The following is a 19,647-nucleotide window of genomic DNA, read 5'->3' as shown; positions in this document are numbered from 1 at the left end:
AGCCGGCTTGGGGACCCAAGCGCGGCCCTTCAGGAGATGTTCCCTCATGGCCAAGGACAGCCAATTTGCCGACGTGCGCGCAGAGCAATCCAGCGCAACGTCTCTCTCTCAAAAACTCTATTTCGCCGCCTGGCGCTGGCACTTCTATGCCGCGCTTTACGTGGTGCCTTTTATGATCATGCTTGCCGTGACCGGCATGATGATGATGTTCATCACCCAGTTTGACGGCCGCGACGGCGAAAAGATCGCGGTCGCCCCCCAAGGCACCGCGTTGGCCGTCTCCGACCAAGCCGCCGCCGCCACATCCGCGGTGCCCGGCACAGTGGTCGAATACATCGGCCCGAAATCCGATGCGCTTGCCACTGTGTTTCGCATCAACACCGGCGACACCCACCAGATGGTCGCCGTTGATCCTTACACCGGCGCTGTGCTGGGCAACTGGGACCGTCGTGCGGGGTGGTATGATCTCGCTGACAACATCCACGGCTCCCTGTTGCTTGGCGACACCGGCGATCGGCTGATTGAGATCGCCGCGGGCCTTGGCCTCGTGCTGGTTCTGACCGGCCTCTACCTCTGGTGGCCACGTGGTGGCGACACATCGGTGCTCATTCCAAACCTGAAAGCGCGCGGTCGCGCCTTGTGGAAAAGCCTGCACGCGGTCACCGGTTTCTGGATTTCCGCCCTGTTGGTGGTCTTCCTGATCTCCGGCCTTGCTTGGGCTGGCATCTGGGGTGGCAAATATGTGCAGGCCTGGTCCACCTTCCCTGCAGAAAAGTGGAGCGACGTCCCACTGTCAGACAGCACCCACGCCAGCATGAACCACGGCAACCAAAACGATGTGCCCTGGGCGTTGGAGCAAACCCCGATGCCCGCCTCTGGCTCTGATGTCGGCGTTACCGGCACAGCCGAAGGCGCGCCTGTGGACATCAACAGCCTTGTGGCGTTGGGCCGCGACTTGGGCCTTGAGGGGCGCTTTCGCGTGGCCTACCCGCGCGAAGAAACCGGCGTCTGGACCATCAACCAAGACAGCATGAGCGGTGACAGCACCACACCTACCGTAGACGCCACCATTCACGTGGACCAATACACCGGCAAAATCCTCGCCGAGGCGCGCTATGCCGACTACTCGGTTGCGGGCAAATCCATGGCGGTGGGCATCCCCTTGCACATGGGCCTAATGGGATTGTGGAACCTGCTCCTGAACACCATGTTCTGCCTGATGGTCATCTTTGTCTGTGTCTCCGGTGTGGTCATGTGGCTCAAGCGCCGCCCGTCCAAGGCCTTGCGCCTGGCTGCGCCGCCTGCACCAAAAGAAATGCCGCTTTTCAAAGGCGTTTTGCTGATCGCGGCGCTGGTCTCTTTGGCGTTCCCTTTGGTTGGTGTGACCCTGCTGGCCGTGCTGGCCTTTGACGTGCTAGTCGTGAGCAACATTCCCGCGCTGAAACGCGCCTTGTCATAACCTATCCGCCCCGCCCGCAGCGGTGGGCGGGGCATTTTGAGGACCAAGCATGCAGCTCACAGGAATAGGCATCGCAGGATGTGGCCGCATGGGAGGCCCAATGCTGGCCGCACTGCGCGCAGCGGGCTTTGACGCCTTTGGATTTGATGTCCGGCCCGCATCCGACTTCGGCGCCCTCGCTCCGGCCCTGCGCTCCCTCGAAGACTTCCGAAAAGACCTGCACATCCTAGTCACTGTGGTGCGCGACATAGACCAAACCGATGACGTGCTGTTTGGCGCGCAAAACCTGATCGAGACTGCGCCGAACCTGCAAACGGTGATTGTCTCCTCCACCCTGTCGCCCAAATACGTCCGCGCCCTGCGCGAGCGTGTGCCAAGCCACATCACCCTGATCGACGCCCCGATGTCCGGCGCTGCGATTGCGGCTGAAGAAGCGCGGCTGTCCTTCATGCTGGGCGGCGACACTGAGGCTTTGCACCAACATCAGCCCCTGTTTGACGCCATGGGCGCGCATTTTCATCACATGGGCGACTATGGCGCAGGCATGCAGGCCAAGGTGCTCAACAACCTGCTCGCCGCCTCCAACACAGCCATGACGCGCCTTGTGCTCGATTGGGCCGACCAAGCGGGCATAGACGAAGACGCGCTCTTGAACCTGATCCACACATCTTCAGGCCAGAACTGGCTCGCCTCAGGTTTCAACACCATCGAATTTGCTCGTGATGGCTGGGAAGAGGACAACACCATTGGCATACTGACCAAAGACGTAGGCTCGGCACTCGACGCCGCGCCAGACGGGGCCGACACCATCCTGCCGGAAACCGTGCGCCAAGCGATCTTTGTGCTCAAAGCCCGCGGTTAACCATCCGAGACGCCAGGCCGCACAGCCGTTGCACTCTGCACGCAATTCCGGCAAGACACCTCTATGAGTATTCGCGCCCTTGCCCTCGCCGTCCACCTGTTCACCGCCACTGGTGCGGTCTTTGCCATGTTGGCCATGCTGGCCGCCGTGGATGGCAAATGGAGCCTGATGTTCCTTTGGTTGGTGGTGGCCTTCATTGTCGACGGCATCGACGGCCCGCTGGCGCGTCACTACCATGTGAAGAAAAACGCGCCAGAGTTTGACGGTGTCTTGCTCGACCTGATCATCGACTACCTGACCTATGTCTTCATCCCGGCCTATGCACTCTTTAAATCCGGGTTGATGGATGGCTGGACCGGCTGGTTTGCAATCATCATCATCACCTTTGCCTCCGCGCTCTATTTTGCGGATACGCGCATGAAAACCAGGGATAATTCCTTCTCCGGCTTTCCCGGATGCTGGAATATGGTGGTGATTGTGATCTTTGCGGTGGAGCCAAACTTCTGGGTCAGCCTCGCGTTGGTCTCCGTGCTGGCCGTGGCCATGTTCCTGCCGATCAAATTTGTGCATCCCACCCGCACAGAGCGCTGGCGCTGGCTCACCTTCCCGATGGCGCTGGCCTGGACCTTCTTTGCCGGCTGGGCTGCCTGGGTCGATTTCCACCCGGAAAGCTGGGCGCATTGGGGGCTGGTGGCCACATCCGTTTACCTCACCGTCGCCGGTGCCGCGCAACAGCTGCTGTACCGCGAAACGCTCTGATCAGATCAACAAACCACCGGCCCGCTCATGTTTGAGCAGCCAGACCTTCGTCTCCACGCCACCTAGACCGGAAAACCCGCCCAACCCGTTTGCGCCGAGCACACGGTGGCAGGGAATAATCACCGGGATTGGATTGCCGCCACAGCCCTGCCCGATGGCCTGTGCAGGCACGCCGAGGTCTTTGGACAGATCGCCATAGGTGCGGGTCTCCCCAAGCGGAATCGCCAACATAGCCTCACACACCCGCTGCTGAAACTCTGACGCCTCCACCTTCAACGGCAGATCAAACCCCTGTGCTGGATCGTCAAAATAGGCCACCAATTGCGCGGCAGCTTTGCGCAACAACGGCGTGTCATCCGCCCCGCCACTCTCCCATTCAGCCCGCACAATGGCGCCGTCCTTTTCGGTGAGCGTCATGGGGCCGGTTGGGGTGTCTACGGTCAATCTCAACATGACGCCACACTGCCCAAGCAAAAGGCGCCCCGCAAGCGGGACGCCTCAGAATGCGCATCATTTGGAGCGCAAATTAGCTCAGTGGGTAGCCCATCTCTTCCAGAGCATCGCTACAGCGTTTGCAAACGCCCGGATACTTGTGCTGACCCACATCTGGCAGGATCTTCCAGCTGCGCTGACATTTCTGCCCCTGCGCTTTCTCAAAGACCACGCCCACACCTTCGACTTCCGGCATGCGGAAGGCTTCGGCTGGCATTGGATCGTTGGTCACCGAGATGTCGGACGTGATGCAGACATCGGCAAACTCAACGGTTTTGAGCGCTTCAACCACATCCGTTTCGCGCACGTGCACAACCGGTGCGGCCTCAAGCGACGCCCCAATCACCTTGTTGGTCCGCTGGATTTCCAGCGCAGCAGTTACCACGCGGCGCACTTCGCGCACCTTGGCCCATTTCGCGGCCAGTGGCTCGTCAATCCAATCCGCCGGCGTATCCGGGAAGTCCACGAGATGTACGGAACTGTCGTCCCCTGGGAACCGCTCGAGCCAGACCTCTTCCATGGTGAACACCAGCACCGGCGACAGCCAGGTGGTCAGGCGATGGAACAGAATGTCCAGCACCGTGCGCGCAGAGCGACGGCGCAGCGTGTTGCCGTCACAATAGAGCGCATCCTTGCGGATATCGAAATAGAAGGATGACAGCTCCACAGTGGCAAAGTTGAACACCGCAGAGACAACGCCCTGGAAGTTGAACTCCGCATAGCCCTTGCGCACCTGATGATCCAGCTCCGCCAGACGGTGCAACACCCAACGCTCCAGTTCCGGCATATCCGCCGGATCCACGCGATCCGCCTCAGTGAAGTCGCTGAGCGAGCCCATCATGAAGCGCATGGTGTTGCGCAGACGGCGATAGCTGTCCGCCACGCCTTTCAGGATTTCCGGACCAATCCGCTGATCGGCAGTGTAATCAGTCTGAGCCACCCACAAACGCAGGATATCTGCGCCGTACTGCTGCACAACTTTCTCGGGCACAATGGTGTTGCCGAGCGATTTGGACATCTTGTTGCCCTTCTCGTCCAGCGTGAACCCGTGTGTCACCACATTGCGGTAAGGCGCGCGGCCCTTGGTGCCACAGGCCTGCAGAAGCGAGCTGTGGAACCAGCCACGGTGCTGGTCGGTGCCTTCCATGTAGACATCCGCAATGCCGTCGGCCACGCCGTCTTCACGGTCGCGCAGCACAAAGGCGTGGGTCGAACCGGAGTCAAACCACACGTCGAGCACGTCAAACACCTGCTCCCACTCATCCGCGTTGTACTTGTCACCCAGGAAGCGCTCTTTGGCGCCGTCCAGGTACCAGCAATCCGCACCTTCTTCCTCAAAGGCCGCCTTCACGCGCGCGTTCACCTCGGGATCGCGCAGCAGGAAGCCTTCGTCGGTTGGCAGAGCGCCCTTTTTGACAAAGCAGGTCAGCGGCACACCCCAGGCGCGCTGACGGGACAGCACCCAATCCGGGCGGTCTTCGATCATCGAGAACAGGCGGTTGCGACCCTTTTGCGGGGTCCATTTCACCAGCTCATCGATGGAGCGCAGCGCGCGTTCGCGGATGCTGTCGCCCATCTCGCCCATGCCGTCATCCAGCTTACGATCCACAGAGGCAAACCACTGCGGCGTGTTGCGATAGATGATCGGGGCTTTGGAGCGCCAAGAATGCGGATAGCTGTGCTTGATCTTGCCCCGCGCCAGCAGACCGCCCACTTCGACCAGCTTGTCGATGATCTTCTTGTTGGCGTCGCCTTCCTTGCCTTTGCGGTTCAGGATGTAGGTGCTGCCAAAGAACGGCAGGTCGGCGCGGAAGCCGCCGTCGTCCATGACGTTATAGGTGATCATCTGCTCCAGCATGCCGAGGTCACGGTAGAGTTCAAATTCCTCCATACCGTGGGACGGCGCACAGTGCACAAAGCCGGTGCCTTCGGTGTCGGTCACAAACGGTGCCGCGCGGAAATCACGCAGATCGTCCCATTCGCCTTCGCCACCCTCGGCGCCATTCAGCGGGTGCGCCAAGCCAACACCTTCAAGATCGCTCACCGGCACGTCACCGACGCGTTTCCACATGCTCTCGTCCAGACGCGCGCGCTGCATCACATCGCCCGCAAGATTGTCCGCCAGCACAAAGCGGTCACCAACATTGGCCCAGCTTTCCTCAGGCGTGCCGGTCACTTCATAGAGGCCATAGGCAATGTCCTGACCAAACACGACCGCTTTGTTGGACGGGATCGTCCAAGGCGTTGTGGTCCAGATCACCACATAAGCACCGGCCAGCTTGTGATCGGCAGGCTCCGCCACTTTGAACTTCACCCAGATCGTGAAGCTCTCTTTGTCGTGGTATTCCACCTCGGCCTCGGCCAGCGCGGTTTTCTCCACCGGCGACCACATCACAGGTTTGGAGCCTTGATAGAGCGTGCCGTTCATCAGGAACTTCATGAACTCATCGGCGATCACAGCCTCAGCGTGATAGTCCATGGTGATGTAAGGATCAGGCCAGTTGCCGGTGATGCCCAGACGTTTGAACTCCTCACGCTGGATGTCGATCCAGCCCTCGGCAAACTTGCGGCATTCCTGACGGAACTCCACCACATCCACGGCGTCTTTGTCTTTGCCCTTCTTGCGGTACTGCTCCTCGATCTTCCACTCGATCGGCAGGCCGTGACAGTCCCAACCCGGCACATACCGCGCGTCTTTGCCCATCATCTGATGGGAGCGCACGATCATGTCTTTAATGGTTTTGTTCAGCGCGTGGCCGATGTGCAGGTGACCGTTGGCATAGGGCGGGCCGTCATGCAGGATAAACGGCTCCCGGCCTTCTTTCTCGCGCAGACGGTCATAGACGCCGATCTTCTCCCAACGTTCCAGCCACGCAGGCTCACGCTTGGGCAGGCCAGCGCGCATCGGGAAGTCGGTTTTGGGGAGGTTCAGCGTATCTTTGTAGTCAGGTGTTTCGGCACACATGTGTCCGGTCCTTTTCAGGCGTCGTATCTGGAATGGTCTAGGGTCGGCGCGGTCTTCCATACGCCTTGTCCCGGCGGCTCGAACAGTTAGAGCGCCGGGCTGATAATTCGAATAATAATTGCGAATATCTGCGTCATAGCCGCCTTATAGGCCGCAGCACGCGCAGGGTAAAGCCATAGTCGCCTCAGCCCGCAACGCAAAAGAGGGCACGCAACGCGCACCCTCTTTCGTCTTCACAGATTGGCTGGCTGGACCTTGCGACGTGGCTGGCATTGGGCTGGCTGCGTGGCTGGATCTGGCTTGCTGATCTGATGTCTTAAGCGGCTTGGCCTTCGAAGCTGCCACACCAGTCGTTGTTCTTTACAACCGGCCAATGTGCGTCACCGTGCATCTCCTCTTCAGTGAGGAAGGTCGGCGCATTGAAGCGGCACAGACCACCGGTTTCTTTTGCAGAAGTCTGCTTCACAGCTTCGTTGTCAAAAAACGCGCATACGTTGCAAGCTTTGTCAGTCATGGCTCTCTCCATTTTGGCGTGCCGATCTGGCTGCGTGGCTGGCGTTTGGCTGGCTGCGTCGCTGATCTGGCGGCTTTGGGGAAGCAAGGTATCCCCGTGTCTCTTTGATGACTTAGATATAGGACCACTCAAATCATCCTGCAAGTATTTTATTGTTTATTTTCAATTACTTGAGTGATTTACTCAACAACCAATCCTGACTTTTTTGCTTATAAGAAACCCGACAAAATCTCTCAAATTGCTGCAGTTGCGAGCGCCTTGCAGTTGCAACTTCTCCCATTGAAAATTACCTAAGAAAAAAAGGAGTTTGGCGCATGGCCACCTTGCCCCCGAAATTTGATGTGACCCGTGACGACATCGCTCGCGTTGTAGGTGCATTTTATGAACTCATCCGGCAGCACCCCGGATTGGGGCCAGTTTTTGCCGTGCACGTCGATGACTGGCCCAAGCATGAAGCCAAGATTGTCGATTTCTGGGCCAATGCGATTCTGCATGAACGCTCTTACAGCGCGAATCCTCTGAAAGTGCACCGCGACGCCGGCAATGTGCGCCCCGGCATGTTTGAGACGTGGCTTGCGTTGTTTGATCTGACCCTGCGCGAGGAGCTGCGCGAGGATCAGGCCGTGGCCTGGTCGGCGCTGGCCCATCGCATTGGCCGCAGCCTGCGCGCCGGTGTGGTCGAAAAGATGAAAGGCCCCGGCGGCGTGCCGATTTTACGGTGACCAAGGGTCACGTGCTGCAAGCACGGGACGCGCCCGACCCTTCCAGCGGGAGGGCGCCTGCGGTCCCCACCCAGGGTCATGCGCGCTCTCAGCACTGTCACCCCACGTTAAACAAGCTGCCCACGCCGTAAGCAATCGCCGCTGCCACGCCGCCAATCGCCAAGGTCTCCAATCCAGACCGCCACCAGGGATCGAGTGACCACTTGGCCTTCATCGCACCGATGCCAAAGAAGGTGGCACAGGTCAGCACGGCAGACACCCGAAACGCCTCCGGCACGCCAAACAGAAATGGCAGCAGAGGGATCAGCCCGGCCACCAAGAAGGCCAGAAACGTCGCAATCGCCGCGCGGTGCGGATGCGGGTCAAAGCCTGCTAGGCCGTACTCCCCTTCCAACATCAGCTGAACAGCGGCCTCCTCATTGGCCACAATCGCATCCGTTGCCGCCTCCAGAACCTCTCCGTCCAGCCCTTTCAGACGCAAAATCTCCCGGATCTCCCGCCGCTCCCCGCGCGGATGCTCCGTCAGATGCCTCTTCTCCACAGCCCGCAAACGCTTAGCGTCATCCAGCTCTGCTTTGGTGCCCAGAAAGTTGCCCGCTGCCATGGAAAACCCATCTGCGAGCACATTGGCAATGCCCAGCGCGACAATCACAAAGGGGGACAGACCTGCCCCAGCCACCCCCGCCACAATGGCAAAGGTTGTGACCGACCCATCAATCCCACCATAGACCACATCCCGCAAAAGCCCCCGCCCTGGCGGGTTGGCAATCCGGTCTTCAATCTCTTGTTGGCTATGCCCGTGGGTTTGGCTCATGCCAGAAGGCTAACACGCCCATAGGCTGCCGTCTTTACCCCGATCAAATGACCGGGGCGTCACACTGCGCCGTTACTCTTTGTGAAAAGCCCGGTCAGCGCGCGTTTCACCAAGCCCGCGACAGAAGGCCGACGTCCCTCTCCAAACGGCAAAGGGCGACACACTTCCATGGCGGCCACGCCCACACGGGCCGTCAAAGCCCCGTTCACGATGCCCTCACCAAAACGCCGGCTCAGCTTTGCCAAGGCGCCGCCACCGGCAATGGTCCCGATCAGATCATCACCCGCCGCCACCGCGCCGGTGGCCACCAAATGGGTCATCACAGCCCGGAACAGCCGCCAACTGCCCAACGTGCCTGAGCGCCCGCCATAAATCTCCGCAATCCGCCGGATCATGCGGACGTTGGAGGTCAACGCCGCCACCACATCCGCCAGGGCCAACGGCACCAAAGCGGTCACCGCCGCAACTTGGCGTGCGGCTGCCTCCACTTCCAACTGCGCCGCCTTGTCCAGCGGCAGCATCAATTCGCGCTCTGCCAAGTCCATCAAAGCATCTGCGTCCAGCACTTCATTGCGCTGTTTCGTCAGGCTGTCACGCCCCCAGGCCAAATCCTCGCGCCCGCGATAAAACCGCAGCAACGCGTCCACTATGTCGCGTGCCTGCCCCATCTCGTGGCTCTGCGTCGCCGCATCTGCGCGGGCCTTCAGGCCATCCACGCGCTTAAGCCGCGCCAGACCGGCCAGCTCTTTCAGGATGATCAACACCGCCAGCAAAAGCGCCGCCCCACCGATCACCATAATCGCCCAACCGAGGTACGTGTTGCGCGCCACCAGCCCCGTGGCAAAGTCCCAAGCAGCCATAGACACAGCCGCGCTCAAGAACATCCCCACCAGCGCCCAGAACCACCGCGTCAACCGGCTGGGCTTGCGCGCCGCCAATTGCGCCGCCACCTGCATCGCCTGCCCGCTGGGCGCTGGCGCATGCACCTCTGGCACCGGCGCGGCATCGGCCACCTCTGGTGCTGCTTGGTCCTCAAGCTCGATCAAAACCGGCCCGTTGGTCATTGGCTGATCTCCTGCCCACTGCGCCACACATATCGGACGTCCGGCAATTTCTCATCATTACCCGCGCCATCCGTGAACTCTTCCGCCACAAAACCGTGACGCTCATAAAACCGACGCGCGCCCGCGTTGCTCTGAAAACACCATAGCTGGAGTGCATCGCGCCCCGCCTTGGCCTGCGCCAACAACGTCGCCCCGATCCCACGCCCCCGCGCGTCTGGTGCCAAATACAATGCCGTGACCCAATCCTTGCCCCGCGCCACAAACCCCAACACTTGCTCGGCATCCACAGCCACCCAACAATCCGTTGCCTTGGTTAAATGCCCGCAAAACGCTTCCGTGTCGGCCAAGGTATGCAACACCGGCATCCAAGGCGTGTCTACCAGCCAGCCTTGCAGAACTACCGCCATAGCTGCGGCATCCCCCGGCTCTGCTTTACGCATCACACCACTCACAACACATCCCCAATCAAAAACTGCGCCGCGCGATCCATGCGGATATGCGGCGGGCCGTCACCGGGACGCAACGTGTTGGCAGCAGGCGCAAATTTCATCACCTGATAGTCTTGTTCCAACCAACGCTCCGCCCCCGCCTTGGCCGGGGTGAGCAAGGCGCTGGCGTCCTGCGGCAAGGCGCCAGGATAAAACGCTGCCTGCCGCCCATCTTCCAACAGGCGCCCGCGCACACAATCCAATTTGCGCCCCTCGTGCGTCACCGTTTCCTCCACCGTAGCCCGCAACGACGCCAAAGACAGCGCTTCTGTCTTGGCCCCTGCAAACTGTGCTCGGTCCGCCGCCTCGCGGGTCAATGCCTGCATGATATTGGTCAGCTGCGGGTGCTGGCTGTGATGCAAATGGTCCGCCTTGGTCGCCGCAAACAGGATTTTCTCCACCCGTTTACCCATCAGCAGCCGTGTCAGAAACGCATTTCTTCCAGGCCGAAACGCCGCCAGCGTGTCTGCCAACCCTCCCCGCATATCTTCGACTGCACGCGGCCCGGCGTGGATCGCGCCCAGCACGTCGACCAGTACAACCTGCCGGTCAATGCGCGCGAAATGATCGCGAAAGAACGGCTTCACCACCTGCGCCTTATAGGCCTCAAACCGCTTCTCAAACGTGCGCCACATCGAGCGCCGCCCCGGTTTCTCTGCCGCCGCCATCGGCGCAAAGGTCAACACAGGTGATCCGGCCAAATCTCCGGGCAGCAAGAACCGCCCCGGTGTACAATCCGAATAGCCAGCACCGCGCGCCGCGTGCAGATACTCCGTGAAGGCCGCCGCCAAAGCCTGCGCCTTCGGCTCATCCAAATCAGCGCCGCCATCCATTGCCGACACCAGCCCGAGATATTCCGCCGCTTCATTACGCCCTTGGAGACGCTCCAAAACCTCCGCACTCCACTGCGCAAAGCTCTTGTCCATCAGGCCAAGGTCCAGCAGCCACTCCCCCGGATAATCGACAATATCCAGATGCACCGTCCGCGCGCCTTGAAAGCCGGACAACAGCCCATTGGGTCGCACCCGCAACGAAACTCGCAACTCGCTGATCGCCCTCGTGCTCTCCGGCCACTGGGGTGTTTGCCCTGTCATCGCCGCCAGATGGGTTTCAAAATCAAATCTCGGCACCAAATCATCTGGCTGTGGCTGCAAAAATGCGGCTTCAATGCGCCCTTCGGCATTGGCCACCAGCTGCGGCATACGTCCGCGATCGAGCAAATTCGCCACCAGCGAGGTGATAAACACCGTCTTGCCAGAGCGCGCCAATCCAGTCACACCCAGCCGCACCACCGGCTCAAACACGCCTGTGACAGCATCTGAAGCCGCTTCAATCTGACGGGCCACCCCGTCCGCAAGTGTGGAAATGACCAAGCTTTTGGCCCCTTTACATGGTTCGCCCCCAACCTAAGCGTGCCCCAAGGCCATTTCCAGTGGGCAGAAAGGCTTCAATTTCCCCGCCCAATCGGCTATCGCACGCGCCATGCCCAGATACGCCTTGCAAGTTGAATACCACGGAACCCCTTTTGCCGGCTGGCAAAGGCAGGCGGACCAGCCTTCTGTGCAAGGCGCTATTGAAGATGCTTTGGCGAAACTTGAACCGCGCGAGCACACCATCGCCGCCGCTGGCCGCACCGATGCGGGCGTGCATGGGCTGGCACAAGTGGCCCATTGCGACATGGAAAAAGACTGGGACCCGTTCCGCCTCTCGGAAGCACTGAACTTCCAACTCAAACCGGCCCCGGTGGCGATCACCAACTGCGCCAAAGTGTCAGATGATTGGCACGCCCGCTTTTCCGCCACAGAACGGCGTTATCTCTTCCGTATCCTGATGCGCCGGGCCCCGGCCACCCATCAAGCCGGGCTGGTCTGGCAGGTCAAACATGATCTGGCCGCTGAGGCCATGCAGGCCGGGGCAGATCGTCTGATCGGCAACCACGACTTCACCACCTTCCGCAGCTCGATCTGTCAGGCTGCCAGCCCGCAGAAAACCCTGGATGAACTCCGCATCGAGCATGTCGACACCATCGGCGGCCCGGAAATCCATTTCCACGTCCGCGCCCGCTCTTTCCTGCACAATCAGGTGCGCAGCTTTGTCGGCACACTCGAGCGCGTGGGCGCGGGGGCCTGGACGCCAGACGACGTGACCGCCGCGCTCACCGCCCGCGACCGCGCCGCCTGCGGCCCGGTCTGCCCGCCCCAAGGCCTGTATCTGGCGGGCGTCACCTATCCTGACGCGCCGTTCTAAACGGTTGTCGGTTGGATTTCCCGTAGTCGAAGCCCCATCAAAAGCGCAGCACCAAACACCACGTCGATCCCGGCAAACACCAACAACAGCGGCTGCCCCACCTGCGCAAACGCCCACAAAAGCGTTGCCGTCACCCACAGGCGCAAGCCGCCTTCAAACACCCCAATCTCACGTGAGACATTGCGCCAGCGCCACACCGTCCATCCGGTGCCTATCACGCCGAGCAGCTGCACCATCATCAACTGGATCGGATCAAACACCGGCCAGACATCCCCGCCGAGCAGCCCGTTGACCTGCCCCATGGTTGCCAAATGCTGCACATTCACAAACGGCAGCGCAAACGGCAACAGCGCCAAAACATCGTAGATACATACGCCCTTCTGCAAGGTCACATAACGCTCGGGTGTCATCGCTTTTTCTCCTGTATTGTTCCCGTCGCGGCCCCACATTCCGGTGGCGTGCACGCGCAGGCTTCTGTATCGAGCTCACACCCGCCACTAGCCCGTTGTTTTCTCTCAAAGAACGACACGCCACGCACAAGCTGACCGTTTTCCAACACCAAGAGCCAACCGTGTCCGAAAAATCGCCAGATCGCCGTATTGCCCGCACTCAAAACGCCCTGTGGACCGCGCTGCAAGGCCTGTTGCAGAGCCACAGCTGGGACGACATCACCATCAAGATGATCTGCGCGCGCGGCGACGTGGCACGCTCATCGTTTTATGCGCATTTTGACACCAAGCTCGACCTGCTCGACTTTGGCTTCTCCACGGTTCTGGGCGACCTGCGGCCATTGGCAGAAACCAACACCACCGCGTCCGGCACTTTTGTCACCACAGATTGGATGGTGGACCACATCCTGGGAAACCCCGGCTTCTTCATGCGTGTGTCGCGCAGCCAGTCTGACCTCGTGCTGTTTTCCCGCTTCACCAAAGCCCTCGAAGCTTTGCTGGCTCACGAACTCACCGCGAAGGGCATTACCGCAACGGCCACAACCGTGACCTTCTGCATCGGCGGCGCTTTTGCGATTGTGCGCGACCACATCGAAACCCGCGCAGCCACGGCTCCCACCACCCTCAAAGCCCGTCTCGCGGATCAGATCCGCAAGGCGTTGCCTTAACCCCGCCTTCTCCTTCCCCAAATATCCCGGGGGAGCGCTTGCCACCGCAAGCGCGGGGGCTGGCCCCCTCTTCCTTCCGCCAATCAGCAAAACAAGGCCGATGCCCAACCTGCCCCAGGGGAAACTCTTGACCTTTTGGTGCAAATAACGCCTAGCTGCGCCCCACCAGAACTTAGTGAGGCCCAGTATGTTTCAGCCTGCCATCACCGGCACCGGTGTTTTCACCCCAGAGCAGATCATCACCAATGACGAGCTTGTGGAGGCCTTTAATGCCTATGCTGACAAGATGAACGCCCAAAACGCCAAGGCCATTGCCGCCGGCGAGATGGCGCCGCTGCAACATTCCTCCAGTGAGTTCATTTTCAAAGCTTCCGGCATCGAGCAACGTCATGTGCTGGACAAGGAAGGCGTGCTGAATCCTGACGTGATGCACCCGCTGCTGCGCCAACGCAGCGACGATGAACCGGGCGTAATGACCGAAATGGCCCTGGATGCCTGTGGCAAAGCCCTGGCGCAGGCTGGCGTGGACGCGTCCGAGATCGATCTGGTGATCTGTGCCGCCTCCAACATGGAGCGCGCCTATCCGGCTGTCGCGATTGAAATACAGAAAGAACTGGGCGCGGGCGGCTTTGCCTTTGACATGAACGTGGCCTGTTCTTCCGCCACCTTTGGCCTGCAAGCCGCCGCGGATATGATCCGCTCCGGCTCCGTGCGCAAAGCCATCGTCGTGAACCCGGAAATCTGCTCCGGCCACCTGGAATGGCGCGACCGCGACTGCCACTTCATCTTTGGCGACGTTTGCACTGCCACCGTGATCGAACGCTCCGAGGACGCCAAAGGCGCCTATTTCGAGATCATCTCGACCCGCTGCGCCACACAGTTCTCCAACAACATCCGCAACAACAACGGCTTCTTGCGCCGCTCCCGCCTAGATGGCGTGGTGGACCGCCGCGACATGCAGTTTATGCAAAACGGCCGCAAGGTCTTCAAAGAGGTGGTTCCAATGGTGTCTGCCCATATGCTGGCACATATCGAGGCCGAAGGCGTGGCACCAGACAACCTACGTCGTCTCTGGCTGCATCAGGCCAACAAGTCGATGAACGATTTTATTGGCAAAAAGGTCTTGGGCCGCACGCCGGAAGGTGATGAGCAGCCCAACATTCTGCAAGATTACGCCAACACCTCCTCCGCCGGCTCGATCATCGCTTTCTCGAAGTATTCGGCTGACTTAGAGCCCGGTGACCATGGCGTGATCTGCTCCTTTGGCGCGGGCTATTCCGTTGGCTCGGTGCTTGTGAAGCGCCAGTAACACGCCAACGATTCGAAATCTTCGGTATACTACGGTGCGCAGACTGCTATTTTTAACAGCCTGAGCGACAAAACCTATCACAATTGGTAGGTGTGGTAGCAATGGTTGCCGAGTTGTGAACAAGAGACAGTAAGACCAATTTGCGCTAGCATGGTCCTTGGAGGGAGCCGTTGTCTCGCCGTGATGCTTCCCCAGGCATTCTGAGACAAGGGGTTCGTGAAGTGATAGTCTACTGATCCCCTTCCGCTCTGCGCTGTCCCGTGCGGAGGTTTATATGCACACCCGTGCACATTTTTCCCTATAGGTCTTTTTATGACGAGGGGTGGTCCGAGGATTTGGGCCACCCTATTTCGTTGCATTGCGCCGCCTATCGGTGCCAATACCGCGCCTTTGTGGTGGTGGGCACCCCCATTTCCACAAGGATACTGCCATCATCGTCACTCATCCGGTGCAACGGATCTTCCACCAGCCCGGCACTCATCGCCAGCGCCGCCAGATCTGCCCGATTGGACAGGCCAGTCTTGCTCAGAATGTTGTTCATCCGCTGGCGCACTGCAGACACGGACACCCCCAACCGCTCGGCAATCACCTTGTCCTGCAGGCCGCCGCCAATCATCTCCAACAACTCCCGCTGTTTGTCGGAGATCTTGTTCCGTTCCGTAAATTCCGCCGCAAAATGAGCCAGATAGGTCTGATGCCCCATCATCGCCACCGCCTGCAACACCCAGCCATGAGTCTGGATGATGTGCTTCATCTCCCGCTGGCTGTGATCGCCGCAAAAAGTGATCAACGCTGCCTGAGGGGGCGCGTGTGAGCGTAACGGGATGGAAAACCCTGCACGCATCCCGCGCCGCGCGGCTTCTTCCAGCACCTCATGGCGGGCTTGCGGCATGTGGTGGTATTCATCGAGAAACTCCACCCCCACCGCAATTGGCGTCAGGTGGTGCAGCGCGTGCATCCGGAAGTAGCTCCACTTGGCCACATCCGGATCTTTGTTGAAAGTGTTGAGCCAGGTGCTGTCATAAGACGTGCGGATGAACAGCGTCTTCTTCCAGTCCTCAAAATTGCTCGCGCTGATAAAATCGATGAAAGGCAGATTCAGCGTCCGCCCCACCTCGACAATCAGCGTCCAGACCTCCGCCGAGCTTTGCGTGGTTTCCAGATCCACCAGAAACCCTTGCAACAAGTCCGGAATGTGACGCTCCGCTTGTAGAAGCGGACGGCGCCCGGCGGGGTCGCGCATCGCTTAAACGGATTCCTCTTCGAGGTGCAGTTTCATATCCACAAGCACCTGCTGCAGCGCCACGGTCTCCCGCAACAGCCGCTTGGCTTCGGTCACGGTGATGATGCCGTCCTCGATGGATTGGTTATATTCCGCCATCAACATCGCAAACCGCTGGCTCAGCGCGATCACGTCAGAGTTGACCCCACCTTTGTCGTCAGAATTGCGCCGCCGCTTGTCATGGCTCAGCGAGTTGCCTTTCAACTCCGCCAGAGCAGCCGTCACATGCGGATAAGACGCCGCCTCTTCCAGCGCCGCCACCGCATCAATTGGCATAAACCGATCCGCATGTTCGTCGTGGCTGGAATAATACCGGCCCAGCGTGGCTTTGGATTTCCCGGTCAGCTCACAGGCCGCCTCGATTCCAACGTCTTTTACCAGGGCCTCGGAGTGTTTCTTTAAGTAGCTATCCACCACGCTCATATGTCTTCCCCAAACCGTTTACTCTTTAGACCTCCCCTCAGAAACGCGGTCTGACGCCTCTAAGGGGAAAGCGGCCAGTCTTTTCCCATACATCGCTTAACCCGAATTTGGCATTTGAGAAAGACCGGATGCATTACATCCGACTGTGAGTGAATCGGATATTGATCCGAAAGTATTAGTTTTCCGGCGGGTGGGCCGGACCCAAGGAAAACGGTGCGTGGTCTGTCACCCACATACCGTTGGCCATTAAGGCCACGCGACCCGGCCTCATCATCCCCATGGCAATGCCACGATGTGACGGGTCGCGTTTCACATTTAAAACGCGCGCAACGCGACACCAATACGACGCCTCAAATTTTCCACATCAATCTGCGCAACGTGTTCTTGATCCTAGCCACCAATGCGGCCTATCACGCCGCCATGGCCAAGCTCTACTTCAACTACTCCACGATGAACGCCGGCAAATCCACCGTGCTGCTGCAGGCGTCCCACAACTACCGCGAACGCGGCATGCAGACTTACCTGCTTACCGCGCAGCTAGATCACCGCGCCGGTGAAGGCCGCATCGCCTCCCGCATCGGCATTTCCGACAAGGCCGACACCTTTGATTCCGCCACCAACCTGATCGAGGTGCTCAAGAAACGTCTGGCCGCCGGACCCTTGGCCTGCGTCTTCATTGATGAGGCGCAATTCCTGAGCGAGGAGCAGGTCTGGCAACTGGCCCGCGCGGTGGACGACCTGAAGGTGCCGGTGATGTGCTACGGGCTGCGGGTAGATTTTCAGGGCAAACTCTTCCCAGGCTCCGCCGCACTTCTGGCGCTGGCAGACGAAATGCGCGAGGTCCGCACCATTTGTCATTGCGGCAAGAAAGCCACCATGGTCGTGCGCCAGGATGAGCACGGCAATGTGTTGCAGGAAGGGGCTCAGGTGCAAATCGGCGGCAATGAGAGCTACGTGTCCCTCTGCCGCCGCCATTGGCGCGCCGCCATGGGCGACACCGCCGAAGACTAGCGCCTGATTACACCAGATTGGGTGGTGTCTCGCCCTGTTCATAGGCCAGCAGGTTGTCCACCGCCATTAGGCCCATCTGGGTGCGAATTTCCAAGGCTGCCGTGCCGAGATGCGGCAACAGCGTGACGTTGTCGAGCTTGCGCAACGCATCCGGCACGCGCGGCTCAAATTCATACACATCCAGACCGGCGCCACCAATTTCGTTGTTTTGCAACGCGGCCACCAAGGCGCTTTCTTTCACCACTTCCCCACGAGAGATGTTGATGAAATGCGCATGGCTCTGCATCGCGCCAAAGACCTCTGCGTTGAACAGATGCTGTGTTTCCGCACCGCCCGGCACCGCCGCCACCACAAAATCCACTTGCGCTGCCAACGCCGCCAAATCTTCAACCCGCTCTGCTTCGAATGGCAGGTCTTTCTCCGAGCGGTTCCAGTATTTCACCGCCATGCCAAAGCCATAGTGGCAGCGCTGCGCAATCGCCTGGCCAATGCGGCCCATGCCCGCAATGCCCACGGTTTTGCCACTCACATGCAGCCCCAACATCTGTGTGGGGTGCCAGCCTTTCCATTGGCCACTGCGCACCAACCGCTCGCCTTCGCCTGCACGCCGCGCGCTCATCAGGATCAGAGTCATCGCCACATCCGCCGTCGCATCGGTCACCGCGCCCGGCGTGTTGCTCACCAAGACATTGGCTTTGGCGGCCGCCTCCACATCGATGTGATTGTACCCCACGCCGAAATTCGCCAGCAGTTTGCAGCGTGGCGTTCCGACATCCGCAAACACCGGCGCATCAAACGCATCTCCCAGCGACGGCAGCACCATGTCGAAGTTGCGCAATGCGTCGCGCAGCTCGTCACTTTGCATCGGCATATTGTTGAGCCGCACCGTGGTCTGGAAGGTTCCGCGGGCTTTTTCCAGAACCGCATCGGGCAAAGGGCGAGTGATCAAAAGGCTTTTCAATGTAGGCGTCCTCCATTTGGGACCGGCCCGTCCGGGCCTATCAATGTGATGTCACCGGCGTAATCCGGCAGGCCCAGCACCAGCACCTCGGACATAAATTTTCCGATTTGACGCGGCGGGAAATTCACCACGGCCAGAACCTGCTTGCCCAGCAAAATATCTGGGTCGTAATGCGCGGTGATCTGCGCAGACGTCTTGCGCGTGCCCAACTCCTCGCCAAAATCAATCCAAAGTTTGATCGCAGGTTTGCGCGCCTCTGGGTAAGGCTCCGCCTGCACCACAGTGCCCACGCGCACGTCGACTTTCAGAAAGTCGTCAAAATCGATTTGATCAGCCATTGCCCAGCTCCCGGCTGCGCTCTGCGGCGGCGCCCACGGTTTTGATCATCAACGGCGGCAGGCCATCGGATGTGTCCATCAGCACCTCCAGGCCCGCCTGCGTGGTGCCATTGGGGCTGGTCACGTTCACCCGCAGCTGATCCGGCGTCTCCTCTGCCGTTTCAGCCAGCGCACCTGCGCCCGCGACCGTGGCTTTGGCCAGCGCCATGGACAACTCTGGCGACAACCCCTGCGCCTCGCCCGCCGCAGCCATACATTCGATCATGTGAAACACATACGCTGGCCCTGATCCGCTCAACCCCGTGACCGCATCCATCTGGCCTTCGTTCTCAAGCCGCACCACCTGCCCAACGGCCTTCAACAAGCCTTCGGAGGCGTCCAGTCCAGCGACACCCGCCGGGCCGTTGCCGACAATCGCGGTGATGCCCTTGCTCACCGCTGCTGGCGTGTTGGGCATGGCGCGCACAATCGGCGTCTGGTCGCCCAAAATCTGCTCATAGGTGGCGATGAAAACACCCGCCGCGACCGACACAAACAATGTCTCGCCGTTACCCATCGCCGCCAGAACCGGCAGCGCGTCCGCCATCATTTGAGGTTTCACCGCGATAATCACAATCGCCGGCGCCGCAGGCAAATCCGCGTTCACATGCACGCCGCTGCTCTGCACCCAATCGCTTGGAAACGGGTCCTGCACCCAAACGCTGCTTGCGGGCAATCCATCCGCCAGCCAGCCCTGCAGCATGGCCGATCCCATCTTGCCGCACCCCAGCAGAACCAGGCCCCGTTTGGCCACGTCGTTGATGTTCATGATTGCCCCCTC

The 19,647-nt window shown here is 60.0% G+C and carries 21 protein-coding genes; 8 read left to right on the top strand and 13 right to left on the bottom strand.

The window, feature by feature from the left end:
* Window positions 1–46: 46 nt before the first annotated feature.
* The 3 genes from MK208_RS01220 (at window position 47) to MK208_RS01210 (ending at window position 3,080) form a co-directional block, all read left to right on the top strand.
* Window positions 47–1,459, top strand: a complete 1,413-nt coding sequence (locus MK208_RS01220) for a PepSY domain-containing protein (protein WP_294113098.1) — start codon at window positions 47–49, stop codon at window positions 1,457–1,459.
* Window positions 1,460–1,508: 49 nt separating this feature from the next.
* Entirely contained in the window at window positions 1,509–2,321 is an 813-nt protein-coding gene (locus MK208_RS01215; protein ID WP_294113095.1) for an NAD(P)-binding domain-containing protein, read from the top strand.
* A gap of 63 nt (window positions 2,322–2,384) precedes the next feature.
* The gene (locus MK208_RS01210; RefSeq protein WP_294113092.1) at window positions 2,385–3,080 is read left to right on the top strand and encodes a CDP-alcohol phosphatidyltransferase family protein; all 696 of its coding nucleotides are present in this window, start codon (window positions 2,385–2,387) and stop codon (window positions 3,078–3,080) included.
* Here MK208_RS01210 and MK208_RS01205 read toward each other — a convergent pair whose 3' ends face one another.
* The 3 genes from MK208_RS01205 to MK208_RS01195 all read right to left on the bottom strand — a co-directional run bounded on the left by MK208_RS01205 (window position 3,081) and on the right by MK208_RS01195 (window position 7,051).
* Window positions 3,081–3,533: a methylated-DNA--[protein]-cysteine S-methyltransferase gene (locus tag MK208_RS01205; protein ID WP_294113090.1), complete on the bottom strand. Its 453-nt coding sequence runs from the start codon at window positions 3,531–3,533 to the stop codon at window positions 3,081–3,083.
* A gap of 73 nt (window positions 3,534–3,606) precedes the next feature.
* A complete protein-coding gene (ileS, locus tag MK208_RS01200) occupies window positions 3,607–6,537 on the bottom strand; it encodes an isoleucine--tRNA ligase (protein WP_294113087.1) in 2,931 nt (976 codons plus the stop codon).
* A gap of 316 nt (window positions 6,538–6,853) precedes the next feature.
* Window positions 6,854–7,051, bottom strand: a complete 198-nt coding sequence (locus tag MK208_RS01195) for a hypothetical protein (protein ID WP_294113086.1) — start codon at window positions 7,049–7,051, stop codon at window positions 6,854–6,856.
* Between the two features lie 314 nt (window positions 7,052–7,365).
* On the opposite strand from MK208_RS01195, the gene MK208_RS01190 reads away from it, so the two are divergent.
* Window positions 7,366–7,773 (top strand): group III truncated hemoglobin, encoded by a 408-nt coding sequence (locus MK208_RS01190; protein WP_294113085.1) that lies wholly within the window; start codon window positions 7,366–7,368, stop codon window positions 7,771–7,773.
* A 97-nt stretch (window positions 7,774–7,870) separates the two neighbouring features.
* Here the strand turns inward: MK208_RS01190 and MK208_RS01185 are convergent, their stop codons facing one another.
* From MK208_RS01185 to MK208_RS01170, 4 genes are read right to left on the bottom strand one after another with little or no spacing between them, the layout of a single operon-like run.
* Complete coding sequence (locus MK208_RS01185) at window positions 7,871–8,587, bottom strand: VIT1/CCC1 transporter family protein (RefSeq protein ID WP_294113083.1); 717 nt, start codon at window positions 8,585–8,587, stop codon at window positions 7,871–7,873.
* A gap of 59 nt (window positions 8,588–8,646) precedes the next feature.
* Window positions 8,647–9,651 carry a TIGR01620 family protein gene (locus MK208_RS01180; RefSeq protein WP_294113082.1) on the bottom strand — a complete coding sequence of 335 codons (1,005 nt, stop codon included), beginning with the start codon at window positions 9,649–9,651 and terminating at the stop codon, window positions 8,647–8,649.
* Window positions 9,648–10,091: a GNAT family N-acetyltransferase gene (locus MK208_RS01175; RefSeq protein ID WP_294113080.1), complete on the bottom strand. Its 444-nt coding sequence runs from the start codon at window positions 10,089–10,091 to the stop codon at window positions 9,648–9,650. Before MK208_RS01175 ends, MK208_RS01180 begins: the two co-directional genes overlap by 4 nt.
* An 8-nt stretch (window positions 10,092–10,099) precedes the next feature.
* Window positions 10,100–11,512: a YcjX family protein gene (locus MK208_RS01170; protein WP_294113078.1), complete on the bottom strand. Its 1,413-nt coding sequence runs from the start codon at window positions 11,510–11,512 to the stop codon at window positions 10,100–10,102.
* A 109-nt stretch (window positions 11,513–11,621) separates the two neighbouring features.
* On the opposite strand from MK208_RS01170, the gene truA reads away from it, so the two are divergent.
* On the top strand, window positions 11,622–12,386 hold the full coding sequence (gene truA, locus MK208_RS01165) for a tRNA pseudouridine(38-40) synthase TruA (RefSeq protein WP_294113076.1): 765 nt from the start codon (window positions 11,622–11,624) through the stop codon (window positions 12,384–12,386).
* Here truA and MK208_RS01160 read toward each other — a convergent pair.
* Entirely contained in the window at window positions 12,383–12,796 is a 414-nt protein-coding gene (locus tag MK208_RS01160; RefSeq protein WP_294113074.1) for a hypothetical protein, read from the bottom strand. The genes truA and MK208_RS01160 overlap by 4 nt on opposite strands.
* A 161-nt stretch (window positions 12,797–12,957) precedes the next feature.
* Between MK208_RS01160 and MK208_RS01155 the strand changes: the two genes are divergently transcribed.
* Window positions 12,958–13,503 (top strand): TetR/AcrR family transcriptional regulator, encoded by a 546-nt coding sequence (locus MK208_RS01155; RefSeq protein WP_294113071.1) that lies wholly within the window; start codon window positions 12,958–12,960, stop codon window positions 13,501–13,503.
* Between the two features lie 187 nt (window positions 13,504–13,690).
* Complete coding sequence (locus MK208_RS01150) at window positions 13,691–14,812, top strand: beta-ketoacyl-ACP synthase III (RefSeq protein WP_294113069.1); 1,122 nt, start codon at window positions 13,691–13,693, stop codon at window positions 14,810–14,812.
* A gap of 367 nt (window positions 14,813–15,179) precedes the next feature.
* Here the strand turns inward: MK208_RS01150 and MK208_RS01145 are convergent, their stop codons facing one another.
* Together MK208_RS01145 and MK208_RS01140 are read right to left on the bottom strand one after the other, a co-directional pair.
* Window positions 15,180–16,055, bottom strand: coding sequence for an autoinducer binding domain-containing protein (locus MK208_RS01145; protein ID WP_294113066.1), 876 nt, complete (start codon window positions 16,053–16,055; stop codon window positions 15,180–15,182).
* Window positions 16,056–16,058: 3 nt separating this feature from the next.
* Window positions 16,059–16,517, bottom strand: a complete 459-nt coding sequence (locus MK208_RS01140) for a hypothetical protein (RefSeq protein ID WP_294113065.1) — start codon at window positions 16,515–16,517, stop codon at window positions 16,059–16,061.
* 420 nt (window positions 16,518–16,937) lie between these two features.
* Here MK208_RS01140 and MK208_RS01135 point away from each other — a divergent pair, with 420 nt between their 5' ends.
* Window positions 16,938–17,528, top strand: a complete 591-nt coding sequence (locus tag MK208_RS01135; protein WP_294113255.1) for a thymidine kinase — start codon at window positions 16,938–16,940, stop codon at window positions 17,526–17,528.
* A 7-nt stretch (window positions 17,529–17,535) separates the two neighbouring features.
* Here the strand turns inward: MK208_RS01135 and MK208_RS01130 are convergent, their stop codons facing one another.
* Genes MK208_RS01130 through proC form a run of 3 tightly spaced genes read right to left on the bottom strand, consistent with a single transcriptional unit; the run spans window position 17,536 to window position 19,635 of the window.
* Window positions 17,536–18,489: a D-glycerate dehydrogenase gene (locus MK208_RS01130; protein ID WP_294113064.1), complete on the bottom strand. Its 954-nt coding sequence runs from the start codon at window positions 18,487–18,489 to the stop codon at window positions 17,536–17,538.
* Window positions 18,486–18,827: a tRNA-binding protein gene (locus MK208_RS01125; protein WP_294113062.1), complete on the bottom strand. Its 342-nt coding sequence runs from the start codon at window positions 18,825–18,827 to the stop codon at window positions 18,486–18,488. The genes MK208_RS01130 and MK208_RS01125 overlap by 4 nt, the downstream gene beginning before the upstream one ends.
* Entirely contained in the window at window positions 18,820–19,635 is an 816-nt protein-coding gene (proC, locus tag MK208_RS01120; protein ID WP_294113061.1) for a pyrroline-5-carboxylate reductase, read from the bottom strand. The genes MK208_RS01125 and proC overlap by 8 nt, the downstream gene beginning before the upstream one ends.
* Between the last annotated feature and the right edge of the window lie 12 nt (window positions 19,636–19,647).

This window comes from Shimia sp. (assembly GCF_022448905.1).
Classification (GTDB): domain Bacteria; phylum Pseudomonadota; class Alphaproteobacteria; order Rhodobacterales; family Rhodobacteraceae; genus Shimia.
The sequence above is the reverse complement of the archived record's forward strand: the minus strand, read 5'-3'. Positions and strand labels throughout refer to the sequence as shown.